Here is a 17,761-nt window from a genome sequence, read left to right as displayed (position 1 = left end):
TTTGAAATCAATTAAAGAATTAGAGGTTCTACAAGATGTTATGAATAGCGAACTAGGAGTAGAATCTCAAGTTGAAGCACTAAAAGATATAATAAATAACATATTAGATGAAGGTGCATTTAGAGCGAGAGTTATAAGATTTAAAATACAAGAGTATATAAATTCAACTAATCCTTATGAAAAACTTTATGGATTAAGTAAAATTGTTTCTGAAGGAAAGGGATTAAGTGAAATTCCAACTGAAGAAAATATAAATGAAGCTTTAGAAGATGTTTGTGCTATGATATCAGATGCTATTGCTAGAAGATATGTTCAAAACAAAATAGAAAAAGAAGTTGAACAATTCTTAATGGAAAAGCAAGAAAAGTATGTTGATGAGCTTAGAGTAAACATAATGAAAAAGAAAAAAGGTCCTGAAAATGGTAAGACAGAGAAGAAACTTGAGGAACTTGAAGAGTTAGATGAAAGAGTTCCAAATAAGAATATAATGTCTTTACTAAGACCTGATTCATTTGAGGAAGTTGTAGGGCAAGAAAGAGCTGTTAAATCACTTCTTTCAAAACTTGCTTCACCATATCCTCAACATATAATTCTTTATGGACCTCCAGGGGTTGGTAAAACAACAGCTGCGAGAATTGCTTTAGAGACAGCGAAGAAATTAAAGTCAACTCCATTTGATGATAAATCAAACTTTATAGAGGTCAATGGTACAACTTTAAGATGGGATCCAAGAGAGATTACAAACCCACTTCTAGGTTCAGTTCATGATCCTATCTATCAAGGTAGTAAAAGAGATTTAGCTGAAATAGGAGTACCAGAGCCAAAACCAGGTTTAGTTACTGAGGCTCATGGTGGTATATTATTCATTGATGAAATTGGAGAATTAGATGAAATACTTCAAAATAAACTTTTAAAAGTTTTAGAAGATAAGAGAGTTGAATTCTCATCATCTTACTATGATCCAGACGATGAAAACACACCTAAGTATATAAAATATCTTTTTGATAAAGGAGCACCAGCAGACTTTGTTCTAATTGGAGCAACAACAAGAGAACCAGGAGAAATTAATCCTGCTTTACGTTCAAGATGTACAGAAGTTTACTTTGAACCATTATCATCAAAGGATATTGAAAAGATAGTTTTAAATGCAGCTGAAAAGCTTAATGTTAAACTTGAAGATGGCTTAGAAAAGAAAATAGCATCTTATACTATAGAGGGTAGAAGAGCTGTTAATATATTAGCTGATGCTTATGGCCACGCTATATATGGATTAGAAGGAGAAGTTCCAGAGAATTTAACAATAACATTAAAAGATTTAAATGAGGTTGTTAGCATAGGAAGATTTACTCCTTATGAAAGATTAGAAAATCTAGATAGTGGAGAAATTGGTCATGTTTACGGTCTTGGTGTTTTAGGATTCTTAGGATCAACAATAGAGATTGAAGCTACTGCTTTCAAAGCTAAGAAAAAAGGTGCTGGAAGAATAAGATTCAATGATACTGCAGGTTCAATGGCTAAGGATTCAGTATTTAATGCTGCATCTGTAATAAGAAAGTTTACAGATAAAGACATACATGATTATGATATACATGTTAACGTAATTGGAGGAGGAAAAATTGATGGTCCTTCTGCAGGAGCGGCTATAACAATATGTGTAATGAGTGCTTTATTAGAAAAGCCAATAAGACAAGATTTAGCTATAACTGGAGAAATCTCTTTAAGAGGAAAAATTAAACCGGTTGGAGGTATATTTGAAAAGATATACGGAGCTAGAAGAAAAGGAATAAAGTTAGTAACTGTTCCTAAAGATAATGAAAATGAAATCCCTAAAGGGTTAGAAGATATAGAAGTTAGAGCTATAAGTTCTATTGAAGAGCTTATGGATATAGCATTTAATTAATAAAGAAGCCTAGAGAGTTACTCTAGGCTTTTTAAATGTAATTATTAAAAGCATAATAAGGAAAATAATTTTATAGTTTTTTCAAAAAATTTAATTTATTATATATATTATTTTAATTTTTTTAAATTAAGATAATGCATGATTTATATTGTTTTAAATAGGTTAGAATTAAGAAAAAAGCATTATATTAAATTGGATTTATAGAATACTTTATGGTATAGTATGAATTTGGTGATTATAAAAATTTATATAAGAAATTAAATTAAGAAGATTTTTTTAGAAGTATTAAATTATCTAAAAATTTTTAATAATATTAGAAATTTTATTTTGAAGGAAAGGAGGAAAACTAGGATTAATGGAAACACCAGTAATGAAGAGTTTGCCACAAAGTATAGAGGCAGAGCAATCTGTTTTAGGTGCAATGATAATAGATAGGACTACTATCGCACAAGCAGCTGAAGTTTTAAACAAGGATTCATTTTATAGAGATGCTCATAAGATAATATTTCAAAGCATCATAGAAATGTATCAAAGAGATCAGGCTGTAGACCAGCTAACATTATTAGAGTATTTAAAATCTACAGATAAACTTGAAAAAGCCGGTGGTATAAGTTACGTAACGGAAATAAGTGCATCTGTACTTAGTACGGTTAATATAAAATCATATATAAAAATAGTTGATGAAAAAGCAATGCTAAGAAGACTTATAAAGTCTTCTACTGAAATTATAGAGAATTGCTATAACAATCAAGATGATGTTGAGAAGGTTATAGATTCAGCTGAAAAGAAGATATTTGATTTATCAGAAAAGAGATCGTCAAATGATTTTGAACCATTAAGTGTTGTTCTTGAAAGAGGCTTTGAACAAATAGAAGCTATATTCAATAATGAAGGTGAGCTTACAGGTGTTGGTTCTGGATTTAAAGATTTGGACGAGATGACATCTGGATTCCAAAAAGGAGATATGGTGCTTATTGCTGCTAGACCATCTATGGGTAAGACTACATTTGCTCTTAATATAGCAGAACATGCTGCATTAAGAGAGGGAAAAAGCGTAGTTATATTTTCTCTGGAGATGTCAAAGGAACAGCTTGCATATAAATTATTATGTTCAGAAGCAAATGTTGATATGTTAAGTCTTAGAACTGGTAAATTAAGTCCTGAAGATTGGGACAACATAGCTAGAGCATCAGGACCATTAGCATCAGCTAAAATTTACATAGATGATACTGCAGGGGTTTCAGTAATGGAAATGAGATCTAAATGCAGAAGGCTTAAAATGGAATATGGAATAGATCTTATACTTATTGACTACCTTCAACTTATGAGTGGTAGTGGAGAAAGTAGACAACAAGAGGTATCAGAAATCTCAAGAAATATAAAAGCTATAGCAAAGGAGATGGAATGTCCAGTTATAGCATTATCACAGCTTTCTCGTGCTCCAGAGCAAAGAGCAGATCACAGACCTATGCTGTCTGACCTTAGAGAATCAGGATCAATAGAGCAGGATGCCGATCTTGTTATGTTCTTATATAGAGATGAGTACTATAACAAGGAGACTGAAGATAAAAATGTAGGTGAATGTATAATAGCTAAGCAGAGAAACGGCCCAGTTGGGACTGTTAAACTTGCATGGCTTGGTCAATACAGTAAATTTGCAGATTATGAAGGCATTCATAAAGATGTTTAATAAAATTAGGACATATCAATATTTTTTGATGTGTCCTTTTTAATTTTAGAAAATAATTTATATGGAATTTTACAGTTGGTAGCCTAATATAAAAGGTATATAATAATTACAATATTATATTTTAAGAGGAGAAGATGATATGAATAAGAAAATTGGATTCATAGGCTGTGGGAATATGGGAAGTGCCATGGTTGGTGGAATATTAAAATCAGGTATTGTTGCTAAGGCTGATATTATAGCCTCATGTTCAAGAGAAGAAAGCGCGAAAAGAATAAGTGAAAGTTTAGGAATAAATACAACTCTTGATAATAAAGAAGTTTGCAATAATAGCGATATAATATTTCTTGCTGTTAAACCATATATGTATGAAAGGGTAATAAAAGAAATAAGAGACTATATAAATTTAAATAAGGTTATTGTTACTATTGCTGCTGGTATCAATTTAAGTGATGTTGAAAAGTGGTTCAATAAAGAAACTAAAATAGTTAAGACTATGCCAAATACACCTGCTTTAGTAGGTGAAGCAATGAGTGCTCTTTGTCCTAATGAATTAGTAAGTGAAGAAGAGCTAGCAGAGGTTATGAGTATATTTAATGCTTTTGGAAGAGCTGAAGTATTAAGCGAAAAAGATTTTCATGGATTTATAGCTCTTTGTGGATCATCACCAGCGTATGTTTACATGTTTATAGAGGCTATGGCAGATGCTGCTGTTAGAGAAGGAATAAGTAGAGAAAAAGCTTATAAGTTAGCAGCTCAATCAGTATTAGGATCAGCTAAAATGGTTTTAGAAACAGGAGAGCATCCAGCTAAGTTAAAAGATAATGTTTGTTCACCAGGCGGTACAACTATAGAGGCTGTTTTAGAGTTAGAAGAGAATGGCTTTAGAAGTGCTGTAATGAATGCTATGAAGAAGTGTGCAAAAAAATCTAAGAAAATGTAATATTTTTATTGACAAAAAATAAAAAAGTATATATACTTTAATTATGATAATCATTATCAATTAGAAATTGGTTATTATTCATGAACTGGATAAACACAAACAAAACAAACATAACAAACATAACAAACAAACATAATAAAACTCCTACAAAAAACTCCTAGAATATCTAGGAGTTTTTTTATTTTATATTAATTTATATAATGCTACAGTTGTTTTAATTTTATTACTAATATTGTAAAAATTATCAATAAAATAACAGAAAATTAAAATAAAATTATAATGAAAACTATTGCATAAAAATGGCAAAAGTTTTAAAATGGAAATATAAGAAAAAAATGGTAATTACAACATGAAATTCTTACAAAGATGTATTACTAGTTTTCTAGTGACATATAATAGTAAAAACAAGAGTAAAGGGGGACTGAAAATGCCAATTGTACATTTTAGGGTTGACGGAAGATTAATTCATGGACAAGTTGCTTTAGCTTGGTCTAAAATGACAAATCCCAATCATATCATAGTTGCTAATGATATGGTAGCAAAGGATCCTAATCAACAGGCTATATTAAAATTAGCTGCTCCAAAGCAGGTAAGAATATCAATGCAACCAGTTGATAAGGTTATTGCATACTTAAATAGAGGACTAGCTCCAAATGAGAAAGTTTTCTTACTTGTTAAGGATGTAGTAGATGCTAATAGACTTTATGAAGGTGGATTAAAACATATGGATTTAAATGTAGGTAATATGACTTACAAACCAAATTCAAGAAAGTTAAGTGAAAAGTTATTTGTTACAGAACCTGAATTTGAAGCATTAAAAAGCTTATTAGCTAAAAAGGTTAATTGCTACTTCCAAATGATTCCAACAGATTCAAAACAGGACATTAAACCATTAGTAGAAGTTTTTAACAGTTAATAATTTTAAGGGAATTATACAATTTAATAATTAGGGGGATATGTTTATGCAAGAAATAGGAATTATACAGATATTACTACTCTCTGTGTGGGCTTTCCTAAGTATCAATGAGATGTTAGGTCCTTACTTAGGTTTATGGCATAGACCATTAATCGCTGGTTTTGGGGCAGGTCTTATCTTAGGAGATATAAATACTGGTTTATTCGTTGGTGCTACTTTAGAGATGATGTCTCTAGGAGTTCACTCATACGGTGGAGCTGTTGTTCCAGATTATACTACTGGAGCTATCCTAGGTGTTACTTTTGGACATTTAACAGGAAGTTATGAAAGTGGTATCGCATTAGGAGTTCCAATAGCTTTATTAGGATCATACCTAGATGTATTAGCAAGATTATCTACTGGAATTTGTGCTCATAAAGCAGATGGACATGCTGCTAAAGGAAACTTAAAAGGTATGTGGAGATGGCATTTATTTGGATCAGTTCCATGGGGATTATCAAGAGCTATACCTGTTTTCGTAGGGGCATACTTTGGTTCAGAAGTTGCAACGGCATTCATAGAGAAGGTTCCAGTATGGTTAACTAATGGATTTGCTGCTGCAGGACATGCAATGCCAGCATTAGGAGTTGCAATATTATTAAACTACTTACCAATAACTAAGCAATGGTACTTTGCTATCATGGGATTCATTTTAGTATGTTTCTTAAACTTACCAATGATCGCTGTTGGTTTAGTAGGTCTTATAACTGCTGTTATTTACGTTGGATTATATTACAGAAATAATGATACTAAAGCAAATAATGATGCAGATTTTGATCAGATAGGAGGCGAATTCTAATGGAATCTAAAATAACAAAAAAAGATTTATGGCAAGTCTTTTTAAACCATTTATTAATACAAATTTCTTGGTCATATGAAAGAATGCAAGCTTTAGGATTTGCTATTTCTATATCACCAATATTAAAGAAAGTTTATAAAGATGATCCAGAAGGCATGAAAAATGCTCTAACTAGACACATGGAGTTCTTTAATACTTGTCCTAACTATGGTGCAACAGTTATCTTAGGTATAGTTGCTGCCTTAGAGGAACAAAAGGCCGATGCAGATCTTATCAGAGGTATTAAGACTGGTATGATGGGACCTTTAGCAGGTATCGGTGATAGTATGATGTTTGCAATCTTAGGACCATTACTAATATCTATACCAGCGTCTATGGCTTTAACTAAAGATTTTACTGGTGCTTTAATAGCTCTTATAATAACACAAGTTATATTCATAAGCTGGAACTTATTTGTTAAATGGAATCTTATAAGATTAGGTTATCAAAAAGGTGCTGATTTAGCTACAAGCTCAGCAGGTATTATGGAAAAAGTTACTTTTGGAGCTGGAATCTTAGGATTAGTAGTTGTTGGTGGTATGGTTGGTTCAATAATCAACATTACAACTCCAATTCAAGCTAACTTTGGAGGATATGAGTTTATTCTTCAAACAACTCTAGATAGCTTATTCCCTAAACTACTTTCAGTTTTAGCTGTTGTTGGAGTATTCCACTTATTAAGAAATAAGAAATGGAGCCCAGTTAAAATAGTTATATGCATGTTCGTAGTATTTACTGCTTTAGGTGCTTTAGGAATAGTTGCATAATAGTTAAATAATAGCATTTGTTTTAAATTTAAGAGTTTCCATCTAATTTAGATGGAAACTCTATTAATAAATAAAGGTTTTTAGGAGGAGAAAATAATGATAGGTGTATTAGTAGCAACTCATGGAGAAATGGCAAAAGGAATTTTTGATGCAATAGATATGATATGTGGAACTCAAGAAAAGTTTGAAATAGTATCTTTAAAAAGAGGACAAGATGCTGAAAGTTTTGGAGAGGAAATAGGAGAAAGAATTAATGAATTAAATGATGGTGATGGAGTAATAATTCTTGTAGATTTATTAGGAGCAACTCCAATGAATCAATCAGCTTTAAACTTATATAAGTCAGAGACAGTAGAAGTAATTACAGGTGTTAATCTACCTATGGTTGTTACAGCAACAATGGAAAGAGATTGTGTTGAAAATATAAAAGAGTTAGTTGAAAAAATAAAAAGTGATGGAAAAGACAGCGTTTGTAGCGTAAGAGAATTATTAAACGTATAAGAAAGTGAGGAGACCAATGAAAACTTTTATGATTATTTTATTAGTATTAATAGCAATATTTTTAGTTTGGTATATTGTGAGCTTTAGAGGGGTTAATAAAGATAAGGTCAAGATGATAGAGCAACAAGTCAATTTAAAAGTAGGATCAAATGTTGTTTTAAATAGCGGAATACATGGAAAGGTTTCAAAGGTCAATAAAGAAACTGTAGAGATTGTAATAGATAAAGCAAAGAATGTTACTATAACGGTTGAAAGATATTGTATCTCTAGAGTTTTATAAAATTGAAAATAATGATTTTTAAAATAACTCACAGTATCTTATATGCTGTGAGTTTATGTTTTATAAAGAAAAATATTGAAAAAAGGGAATAAATATGATAACACTATAATAGATTATTAGAAATTAGGGGTGGAAGAATGTTTAAGAGAAGCAGAGGCATAGCTCTATATCATCAATTAGAGACTGAGCTAATTGATCTTATAAATAGAGGAGAACTTAAGGAAAATGATAAGTTGCCATCTGAAAGAGAATTATGTGATCAATATAATGTTAGTAGAACAACAGCAAGACAAGCTATTGGAGAGTTAGAAAGAAAAGAGTATGTTTTTAAAGTTCATGGAAAAGGAACTTTTGTATCTCCTAAGGTTTATAAGCAACAATTATTAAAATTTTATAGTTTTACAGAAGAAATGAGAAAGCTTGGAAAGAATCCATCTTCTGAAATATTATCTTTCGATTTAATAAGAGCTGATAATAAGATTGCTGAAAAGTTAGGAATTGAGGAGAGTTCACAAGTATATAAGATACTAAGATTAAGAATAGCTGATGACACTCCAATGATGTTAGAGTTTACTTACTTACCTGAGTATAGGTTCATAGAATTAAAAGAAGAAATGCTTAAAGAGAAGCCTATGTATGATATATTTAGAGAGGTTTATAATGTTAGCCTAACTAAGGCAAAGGAAAGCTTTAAACCAATACTAATATCAAAGAGTGATTCTAAGATATTAAATGTAGAAGACGGTACAGCGGCAATGAGAATTGAAAGGATAACCTTCGAAAATAATAGAGTTATAGAATATACAGTAAGTGTTTCAAGAGGAGATAAATTTGAATATACTGTAGTTTTAGAGGAAGATTAGATAAATAGGATAATAAAATAGAGAAGACACCGTCTTAAGACGGTGTCTTTTATTTTAAACTTTAAACATTAACTAAATCTTCTTCAAGTGAGTATTGTGTTGCGAAAGTATAATCATCAATACATTCTTTAACTTTATCTTTTAATAAAGATTCAGCGTCATTTTTTAATTGGTTTAATCGTATTTTCTTATATTGAGTAGGCATATATTGACTTATAAGAGCTAGTGGAATTTCAGTTGAATTAAGGTTAGATAGCATTTTGTGTAATGAATAATCAACATCTGAATTTGGAAGATAGTATCTACATCTATCAGAGAAGCTATACTTTCTTTCAAATTTGATTTTATTTCCACTGCCTTTATAGTGATTTTTCCAGTTATCTGGCTCTTTAACCATTGTATAATCTAAGATTGTTTTAAAGTTAGAAAGCTCTATATTTTCATCTCTTGAGAATAAATCATCTTCTATACAGCTAAGAGCAAATAATCCTTCTCTTAAAGCAAAGGTTAGAGCAGGTCCAACCTTTAATATTGCGAATCCATCTTCAACTAATTCTTTTAGAGCATATGGTGTTTGATAATCTGTTGAGTGAGCTTCAAAAATAAGTGTTGGATATTTCTTTAAAGTTTCAGATAATGCAGATGCCTTTTCTCTGTTATATTCCCAAATTGTATCTCCATTAAATTCAACTCCAGGTTGAACAACCACTGCAATTACATCTTCATTAAATACTTTTTCAAGACCATGATCAGTAAATGCATCTTTAAAAGTTTTTATTGTAGTTTCGAGGTTGCTTGGTTTAGTCGCTTGAAGTTCTTCTTCCTCTTCATCTTGTCCACCACCTGGTATAGGAACTTCACTACCTATTACATAAACAGGATGCATGGCATCTTTATCAGATTTATTTAAAAGATTGAAGGCATCCTCTGCAACCTCACAAAGTATAGCTGCTCTTTCAGCTATAACTTCATCACCAAATTTTCCGGATTTTAAGTCGTTCCCAATGTGCATGCTTGTATCTATGTGTATTTTTGTAAATCCTGCTAAAACATATTCTCTTATTAAGAATTTTGAATAGTTCATAGCAGTATCTTCATCAAGTGATTTCCAAACTAGTGGGCCTAAATGGTCTCCACCTAGTATTATTTTATCTTTAGGAAAACCAACTTTATCAGCAATTTCAAAAACAAACTCTTTGAAATCTATTGGCTTCATACCAGTATAACCACCAAATTGGTTAACTTGGTTAGCCGTTGCTTCTATAAGCAAGCATTCATTATTTTCTAAAGCACTTTCCATAGCTGCTTCAATAACATAATTATTAGAAGAACAAACAGAGTAGATACCAGCTGGTATTCCGCTCTTTTGCTTTATTATTATATCTTTCATTGGGTGTAACACTTTAAAAACCTCCTTAAATTAAAGAATTAAGCTTTGCCGTTGCTACCACAAAGAAGAATCTTGTGTTTAACTATTTCTTTCATAGCATCTTTACCAGGAGTCATATATTTTCTTGGATCGTTAGCTTTTGGATTTTCGTTAAAATATTTTTTTACTGCATCTGAGAATGGAATTTTTAAGTCTGTAGCAACATTAACCTTACATATTCCAAGTTCTATAGCTCTTTTAACTAATTCATCTGGAACATCTGATGCACCATGTAAAACTAATGGTACAGATACTTTTTCTCTTATTTTTACTAATCTATCAAAATCTAATTTAGGAGTTCCTTTATATAATCCATGAGCAGTTCCAATTGCTATAGCAAGAGAGTCTATACCTGTTCTCTCAACAAATTCTAAGGCTGCATCAGGGTCTGTGTAAGCTCCTTCATTTTCATCAACCACTAAGTCATCCTCAACTCCAACAAGTTTACCAAGTTCTGCTTCAACAGTAGCATCATATCTATGAGCAAATTCTACAACTTTCTTTACTATATTTACATTGTCCTCAAAAGAGCGATGAGAAGCATCTATCATACAAGATTTAAATCCAGTTAGTATATGACTATTTATAAGTTCAGTATCCTCAAAATGATCAAGATGGATTGCTATTGGAATATTGTATTTTTGTGATGCAACTTCAGCCATAGCTACAATATAATCTGGTCCAGCGTAATCTATTGTTCCAGGAGTACCTGCAATTATAATAGGAGAATTAAGTTCAGCAGCAGTTTCAACAACTACTTGAAAAGTCTCTAGATTGTGTATGTTAAAAGCAGGAATAGCATATCCTCCTTTTTGAGCTCTTATAAGCATATCCTTAGTAGATTTAATTTTATTCATAAAAAACACCTCTCATAAATTAATTTATTTTAATTGTTAACCACTTTACACCAATTGCTTTTTTATTTAAATAAGTTTTAATTAAGAGTTAGTAAGAACTTCTTTTGAATTAAGCTCACTCTCATATTCGTGAATTATAACACCTTGAACAACTCTATTAACGGTTCCATCTGGTCTTGGATTATCAGGAGAAATTCCAAGTCTTAAAGAGTTGAATAAAGAAATCATTTGTCCAAAGATTATATAGTTAAATGCTACAAATGTATCATCTAATTTTGATCCATTAGCTGTTATATAGTTATGAGAAATTTCTTTAAGATTTTCTTTATCTAAATAACTTAAAACAGCAACCTTTTGAGTTCCTTCATCACTATAAACTTCTTTTATTAAGTCATAATCATAAAGGGCTGTATGATCATTTGTAGAGCATAAGAATATAACTAAGGTATTTTCATTTATTATTGATTTAGGACCATGTCTGAATCCTAAGATTGATTCGCAAACAGTAACCTGTTTACCAGAAGTTAATTCTAAGTTTTTAAGAGCCATTTCATGACAAAGACCCTTTAAAGCGCCAGAACCAACGTAAACAATTCTTTCAGCACCTAAATCTGAAATTGTTTTTGCATCTTCCCATTGATTATCAAGAGAAGCTTGTCCTTTAATAACTAATTCTTCAACAATCTTTTTGTTTTCTTCTAGGTTAGCTATATCAAATAAAAGTAGAGTAGCTAATGTCATACAAGTGAATGAACTTGTCATAGCAAAACTCTTGTCATTTGATTTTTCTGGCATTAATAAAACTAAGTTTCCTTCTTTTTCTTGAGATTTCTTAGCTAGTTGGCCATCTTTATTACAAGTAACAACTATATGTGCTAGGTTTGGAACCTTCTTTTCAAATAAATCATAAGTTCCAACACTCTCTGGACTATTTCCAGAACGTGCATAAGAAACTAAGATAGTAGCTACGTTTTCATCTATATATTCATCAGGATTTGCAACAAAGTCAGTAGTAGCTATAGCTTCAACCCTTTTACCTAATTTCTTAGCTAAGTAAAGGTAAATAGTATCTCCAACATAAGCTGAAGTTCCAGCTCCAGTTAAGATTATTCTTACATTTTCTTTGTTTAGATTTTTATCTAAGAAATTAACAATGTCTTCTTTATTATTTTCAACTATACTTAAGGTTTCTTTCCATAATTCAGGTTGTTGATATATTTCATTAGCTGTATAGATAGCTTTTAAGCTTTTTAATTCTTCCTGTGTAAAACCAAAAACTTTATTCATAATTCTCACCTCATTTATCATGTTGTCATTACCAGTTGATTTAAATAAAAATCATCATAAGTAATGATGTTACTACAAGTTAATCTTACAATATTATTGTAAGAAATGTCAATAATTTACTTATAGCTTTTGAAATAAAATTTTAAAATATGCTTTATTTTAAATAGAACTGTATTTAAATTATTTTTTAGAATATTAATTTAAAATAAAATGAGCATATAAAAATATATGCTCATAAATAATAATTTATTTATCTTTACCAAAAACTTTTTCTTTTAATTCAAGACCAGTTTTAGTGATAGCTAAGCCGCCTAAAGCTGTTTCTCTTAAGGCAGCAGGAAGTGATTTTCCTACTCTATACATAGCTTCAACTGTATCATCAAAAGGTATTTTACTATGAACTCCTGCCATAACTAGGTCTGCGGTAGTTAAAGCACTAACAGCACCAGCAAAGTTTCTCTTGGCACATGGTACTTCTACTAAGCCAGCTACTGGATCACAAACAAGTCCAAGGATATTTTTAAGGACGATGGCACCAGCATCTAGGGCCATTTCTGGAGTACCACCCATCATTTCTACAGTGGCAGCAGCACCCATAGCGGCTGCAGACCCACATTCAGCTTGGCATCCACCTTCAGCACCGGCTAAAGTAGCATTTTGAGCAATAATCATTCCTACAGCAGAAGAAGCTAATAATCCTTGAATAAGCTCCTCATCACTCAATTCTAATCTTTCACCAACAGTTAGGATTACAGCAGGTAATATTCCACAAGAACCGGCTGTTGGACAGGCTACTATTCTTCCCATAGAAGCATTTACTTCGGAGCAAGATAAAGCTCTAGCCATAGCTCCAACCATTACATCTCCAGTTAGAGTATTTCCTTTATTTAAGTATTTTCTTAGTTTGTAAGCATCTCCACCGATTAATCCACTAACAGAATAAACTTTTTTTTCTTGACCTTCATTAGCCGCCTCTTTCATAACATGAAGAACTTTTTCCATACCTTTAATTACATCTTCTCTAGTACAGTTTTTACTTTCCATTTCATGTTGAATTGCATATTCAGCTAAGGAGAAATTATTCTCTTTACATATTTCTAATAATTCAGCACCATTTCTTGCAAGCATTTATATTTCCTCCTTTACTGGATTTATAACAACTATATTTTCAACTGCTTCAACTTTTTTAATCTCATCAATTATTTCCTTAGTAAGAGGGTTATCCATTTCAAAGACCATTCTTGCAGCCTTTCCTCTCTCTGTTCTAAATACCTTCATGAAGGCAATATTAATATTGTGCTCATAAACTATTGTTGTTACCTTAGATACAGCTCCAGGAATATCTTTATGTGAAATTATTAATGTTGGATATTCACCAGTAAATTCAACAACACTACCATTTACTTCAGTGATTTTAATACTTCCACCACCTATTGATGAACCTACTATTTCATGAAAAACACCATCAATATCTTCAATTATAAATTTAACCGTATTAGGGTGTACATCACCTAAATCAACTTCTTTAAATTCTATTTCAATATCTTTTTCTTTTGCTATTTCTAAAGAATTTCTAAGTCTTGTATCAGAAGGTTCCATTCCAAGAATACCAGCTACTAAAGCTTTATCTGTACCATGGCCTTTATAAGTTTTTCCAAAAGAACCGTGTAGAAGGAAAGTAACCTTTTTCATTGGTTTACCGCAAATTGCTCTAGCTACTTTTCCAAGTCTCGCAGCACCTGCTGTATGAGAACTAGATGGGCCAATCATAATTGGTCCAAGAATATCGAAAACACCATATGTATTCATTTTTATTCTCCTTTGTTATATGTAATAAAATAAGATATTTTAGTCTCTAATATGTAAGTGTTTTATTAACTATAGTATAACATTTTTTTTATATTTAATTGAAAGTTTTAACCTAAATTTAATAGCAAAAATTTTATTAATAATTTAATCAATTTTTAGAAATATAAAAAAATATTTGTTAAAAAATCAGTTTATTGCTAAGAATAAGTATTAGGAAAAATGAATCATATTAATAAGAAATTTGGCGAAGAAATATTATTTAATTAAATAATGTTTAATCAAATTAAACAAAATGAACTTTAGGGCTGAAAATATGTTAAAACATTCGTTTTTATTGCCTTGACCTAAGGGTTTTACTCTGTTAATATGGTATAGGACAATGAAATTTATAGCAAAAATACCTATAAATACGAACATTGTCTACTCGGAAAAAGTTGATTAACCGTTATGGTTTATAAAGAAAGAATGTTAATGTTCTTTTTATAAGGAGGAAATAAAAATGTCAGCATTTGTTGTATTAGGAGCTCAATGGGGAGACGAAGGAAAAGGAAAAATGACAGACTATTTAGCAGAAGAAGCAGAAGTAGTTGTTAGATTCCAAGGAGGAAATAACGCTGGACATACAGTTGAAGTTGAAGATAAACAATATAAGTTACACTTAATACCTTCAGGAATATTACATGACGAGAAATTAAACGTAATAGGAAATGGTGTTGTAGTAGATCCTAAAGCACTATTTACAGAAATAGATTATTTAGAAGGCTTAGGAGTAAAAGTAACTCCAGAGAAATTAATAGTTAGTGATAGAGCACACCTTATAATGCCATACCACATAACTTTAGATAAGTTAAAAGAAAAAGCTAGAGGAAAAAATGATATAGGAACTACTTGTAAAGGAATAGGTCCTTGTTATACAGATAAATATGAAAGATCAGGAATAAGAGTTTGTGACCTTATGCACAAAGATTCTTTTGCTGAAAAATTAAGAATAAACATCGAAATGAAAAATGGATACATCAAATTATTAGGTGGAGAAGAATTAAACTTTGATGAAATATACAATGAATATATGGCATTTGCTGAAAGATTAAGACCATATGTTAAAGATACTTCAGTTGAAATATACAATGCTATCCAAGCTGATAAGAATGTATTATTTGAAGGAGCTCAAGGAATGCTTCTTGATATAGATTATGGAACTTACCCATATGTTACATCATCAAACACAACTTCATGTGGAGTTCCAAGTGGAGCTGGTGTAGGTCCAAACATGATAACTAATGCTGTTGGTATAGCTAAAGCTTATACTACAAGAGTTGGTAAAGGGCCATTCCCAACAGAGCTTGAAAATGAAACTGGTGAATGGATAAGAGAAAAAGGTCATGAATATGGAGTAACTACAGGAAGATCAAGAAGATGTGGTTGGTTAGACCTTGTTATCTTAAAAACTACTACAAGAGTTTGTGGATTAACTTCATTAGTAGTAACTAAAATAGATACATTAGCTGGATTAGATAAAATACAAATGTGTGTTGGATATGAATTAGATGGAAAAGTTATAGATTACTTCCCAGCTAGTTTAGAAGATTTAGCTAGATGTAAGCCAATATATGAAGAGTTCGAAGGATGGGGCGAAGAAGTTGCTGAAGCAAGAAGCTATGATGAGTTACCAGAGAACGCTAAAACTTACTTAAGAAGAATAGAAGAATTCACAGGAACTAAAGTTTCTATAGTTGGTGTTGGACCAAAGAGAAACCAAACTATAAGAGTAAGAGAAGAACTTTAATAAATACTAACAAATAACTAATTAGAAAATAGCTTAAGATTATTTAATCTTAAGCTATTTTTGATTTTAGGGTATAATATTTTTAAATTAATTTAGAATAAAAATATATAGGTTGAGAGGAGAGTTGTATGGGATATATAATGGATTTAAGAAAAGAACTTCCTAATCCACATAGACCGCTTATAATGTGTTCAGCAGGTGTTGTAATAATAGATAAGTTAGGAAGAATATTATTACAAAAAAGAACTGATAATAATAAATGGGGGCTTCCAGGTGGAAGTTTAGAGTTAGGAGAAAGCTTTCAAGAGGCTGCTGTTAGAGAGGCATATGAAGAAGTAGGCCTTAAAGTTAAGAGTTTAAACTTATTTAATGTTTATTCTGGTGAGAATTGTTACAATGAATATCCTAATGGAGATGAAATTTATAATGCTTCTTCTATATTTATTACAAATGACTATGATGGAGAAATTATTTTAGATGAAGAGGAAAGTGCAGATGCTGTATTTTTCTATAAAGATGAAGTTCCTGACTTAGAAAATATAAATCCACCTGATAGAGTAGTAATAAAGGATATAATAGAAAAATTAAATATAGAAAATTATATATAATAAGAGTTTTAAATTTAAAGAGATAATTCAGAGTAAAATACTTGTATTTGAAATTTAGAGAGAGTATAATTAAAAATATAACTTTTAATTTAAGATTAGTTAAGAGAGGTGTAGTTAATTATGATAACTAAAGATATGACAATCGGAGAAATAGTAAGAAAAATGCCAACAGCTATAGAGGTATTAATGAGCTTCGGAATGGGATGTGTTGGATGTCCATCAGCTCAATCTGAAACATTAGAAGAAGCTGCTATGGTTCACGGAATAAACTTAGATGATTTAGTAAATGCTATAAATAACATAGAAGACTAATTTTAAACTCTGCTTAAAAATAAGAAGCATTTTTTTAAAATGCTTCTTATTTTTTATAAAACTCTATTTTAGATTAATATTGATTTTTAATTAGCTTTTCAGTTTAACAAATTTTGAAAAGGATTACCTACAAGGAGGATCTTATATTTTATCTAAAAATAAAAATTAGTTTAAAACATAGTTTTTATAAAAAAATTTCAAAAAAATTAGAAATAACTATTGCTAAATAATAATTATTATTATATAATAATGACATAAGGTTGATGAAGAAAAAAACATCAACAAGAAACGACTTAATAATAAAGACTTTTAAATTATGATTATAAATTGAAATTAAATAAATGTTTGTTTTGTAGGAGGAATAATATTATGAAAAAATTTGTTTGTACAGTATGTGGATATGTTTACGAAGGAGAAAAAGCACCAGAAAAATGCCCAGTATGTGGAGTTGGAGCTGACAAGTTCATAGAGCAAGGAGAAGACTTAGCATTCGCTGACGAGCACAGAATCGGAGTTGCTAAAGGTGTAGATGAAAGAATAATTGAAGGATTACAAGCTAACTTCATGGGAGAGTGTACAGAAGTAGGAATGTACTTAGCTATGGCTAGACAAGCTGATAGAGAAGGATTCCCAGAAGTTGCTGAAGCATATCAAAGAATAGCTTTCGAAGAAGCAGAGCATGCTGCTAAATTCGCAGAAATGTTAGGAGAAGTTGTAGAAGCTGATACAAAAGCTAACTTACAAGCAAGAGTAAATGCAGAGCATGGAGCTTGTCAAGGTAAGAAAGACTTAGCTACTTTAGCTAAACAATTAAACTTAGATGCAATCCACGATACAGTTCACGAAATGTGTAAAGACGAAGCTAGACACGGAAAAGCTTTCGCTGGATTATTAAACAGATACTTTAAATAAGAATCCATAATACTTTGTTTGTATTGA

Annotated in this window: 18 protein-coding genes; 13 read left to right on the top strand and 5 right to left on the bottom strand. The window is 30.8% G+C overall.

Annotation, left to right across the window (positions count from 1 at the left end; all coding sequences use genetic code 11):
* The first annotated feature begins 1 nt into the window (after position 1).
* The 9 genes from lonC to AC2A4K_RS17150 all read left to right on the top strand — a co-directional run bounded on the left by lonC (position 2) and on the right by AC2A4K_RS17150 (position 8,734).
* Positions 2-1,900 carry a Lon family ATP-dependent protease gene (gene lonC, locus AC2A4K_RS17190; protein WP_322504912.1) on the top strand — a complete coding sequence of 633 codons (1,899 nt, stop codon included), beginning with the start codon at positions 2-4 and terminating at the stop codon, positions 1,898-1,900.
* 355 nt (positions 1,901-2,255) lie between these two features.
* Entirely contained in the window at positions 2,256-3,590 is a 1,335-nt protein-coding gene (locus tag AC2A4K_RS17185) for a replicative DNA helicase (RefSeq protein ID WP_322504911.1), read from the top strand.
* 139 nt (positions 3,591-3,729) lie between these two features.
* Positions 3,730-4,530, top strand: a complete 801-nt coding sequence (gene proC / locus AC2A4K_RS17180; protein WP_322504910.1) for a pyrroline-5-carboxylate reductase — start codon at positions 3,730-3,732, stop codon at positions 4,528-4,530.
* 427 nt (positions 4,531-4,957) lie between these two features.
* On the top strand, positions 4,958-5,446 hold the full coding sequence (locus tag AC2A4K_RS17175) for a PTS sugar transporter subunit IIB (protein WP_322504909.1): 489 nt from the start codon (positions 4,958-4,960) through the stop codon (positions 5,444-5,446).
* A gap of 46 nt (positions 5,447-5,492) precedes the next feature.
* Positions 5,493-6,284, top strand: coding sequence for a PTS mannose/fructose/sorbose/N-acetylgalactosamine transporter subunit IIC (locus AC2A4K_RS17170; protein WP_322504908.1), 792 nt, complete (start codon positions 5,493-5,495; stop codon positions 6,282-6,284).
* Positions 6,284-7,090, top strand: coding sequence for a PTS system mannose/fructose/sorbose family transporter subunit IID (locus tag AC2A4K_RS17165; RefSeq protein ID WP_322504907.1), 807 nt, complete (start codon positions 6,284-6,286; stop codon positions 7,088-7,090). Before AC2A4K_RS17170 ends, AC2A4K_RS17165 begins: the two co-directional genes overlap by 1 nt.
* Before the next feature lie 96 nt (positions 7,091-7,186).
* Positions 7,187-7,591, top strand: coding sequence for a PTS sugar transporter subunit IIA (locus AC2A4K_RS17160; RefSeq protein WP_322504906.1), 405 nt, complete (start codon positions 7,187-7,189; stop codon positions 7,589-7,591).
* A gap of 16 nt (positions 7,592-7,607) precedes the next feature.
* On the top strand, positions 7,608-7,871 hold the full coding sequence (gene yajC / locus AC2A4K_RS17155) for a preprotein translocase subunit YajC (protein ID WP_322504905.1): 264 nt from the start codon (positions 7,608-7,610) through the stop codon (positions 7,869-7,871).
* 137 nt (positions 7,872-8,008) lie between these two features.
* Positions 8,009-8,734, top strand: a complete 726-nt coding sequence (locus AC2A4K_RS17150; protein ID WP_322504904.1) for a GntR family transcriptional regulator — start codon at positions 8,009-8,011, stop codon at positions 8,732-8,734.
* 61 nt (positions 8,735-8,795) lie between these two features.
* On the opposite strand, the gene AC2A4K_RS17145 is transcribed toward AC2A4K_RS17150, so the two are convergent.
* The 5 genes from AC2A4K_RS17145 to sdaAB form a co-directional block, all read right to left on the bottom strand.
* Complete coding sequence (locus AC2A4K_RS17145; protein ID WP_416173363.1) at positions 8,796-10,124, bottom strand: class II D-tagatose-bisphosphate aldolase, non-catalytic subunit; 1,329 nt, start codon at positions 10,122-10,124, stop codon at positions 8,796-8,798.
* A 38-nt stretch (positions 10,125-10,162) separates the two neighbouring features.
* The gene (locus tag AC2A4K_RS17140; protein WP_322504902.1) at positions 10,163-11,020 is read right to left on the bottom strand and encodes a tagatose bisphosphate family class II aldolase; all 858 of its coding nucleotides are present in this window, start codon (positions 11,018-11,020) and stop codon (positions 10,163-10,165) included.
* Between the two features lie 81 nt (positions 11,021-11,101).
* Entirely contained in the window at positions 11,102-12,307 is a 1,206-nt protein-coding gene (locus AC2A4K_RS17135; protein WP_322504901.1) for an SIS domain-containing protein, read from the bottom strand.
* Positions 12,308-12,553: 246 nt separating this feature from the next.
* Complete coding sequence (gene sdaAA, locus AC2A4K_RS17130) at positions 12,554-13,435, bottom strand: L-serine ammonia-lyase, iron-sulfur-dependent, subunit alpha (protein WP_322504900.1); 882 nt, start codon at positions 13,433-13,435, stop codon at positions 12,554-12,556.
* On the bottom strand, positions 13,436-14,116 hold the full coding sequence (sdaAB, locus tag AC2A4K_RS17125; protein ID WP_322504899.1) for an L-serine ammonia-lyase, iron-sulfur-dependent subunit beta: 681 nt from the start codon (positions 14,114-14,116) through the stop codon (positions 13,436-13,438).
* Positions 14,117-14,615: 499 nt separating this feature from the next.
* Between sdaAB and AC2A4K_RS17120 the strand changes: the two genes are divergently transcribed.
* From AC2A4K_RS17120 to AC2A4K_RS17105, 4 genes are all read left to right on the top strand, one after another.
* Complete coding sequence (locus AC2A4K_RS17120; protein WP_322504898.1) at positions 14,616-15,902, top strand: adenylosuccinate synthase; 1,287 nt, start codon at positions 14,616-14,618, stop codon at positions 15,900-15,902.
* Between the two features lie 128 nt (positions 15,903-16,030).
* Entirely contained in the window at positions 16,031-16,510 is a 480-nt protein-coding gene (locus AC2A4K_RS17115) for an NUDIX hydrolase (protein ID WP_322504897.1), read from the top strand.
* Between the two features lie 120 nt (positions 16,511-16,630).
* Complete coding sequence (locus AC2A4K_RS17110) at positions 16,631-16,822, top strand: DUF1858 domain-containing protein (protein ID WP_322504896.1); 192 nt, start codon at positions 16,631-16,633, stop codon at positions 16,820-16,822.
* A 369-nt stretch (positions 16,823-17,191) separates the two neighbouring features.
* Entirely contained in the window at positions 17,192-17,734 is a 543-nt protein-coding gene (locus AC2A4K_RS17105; RefSeq protein WP_322504895.1) for an NADH peroxidase, read from the top strand.
* Positions 17,735-17,761: the final 27 nt, after the last annotated feature.

This window comes from Clostridium sp. LIBA-8841 (genome assembly GCF_057782475.1).
Note: the sequence above shows the minus strand (reverse complement) of the source record. Positions and strands in the feature narration are given on the sequence as shown.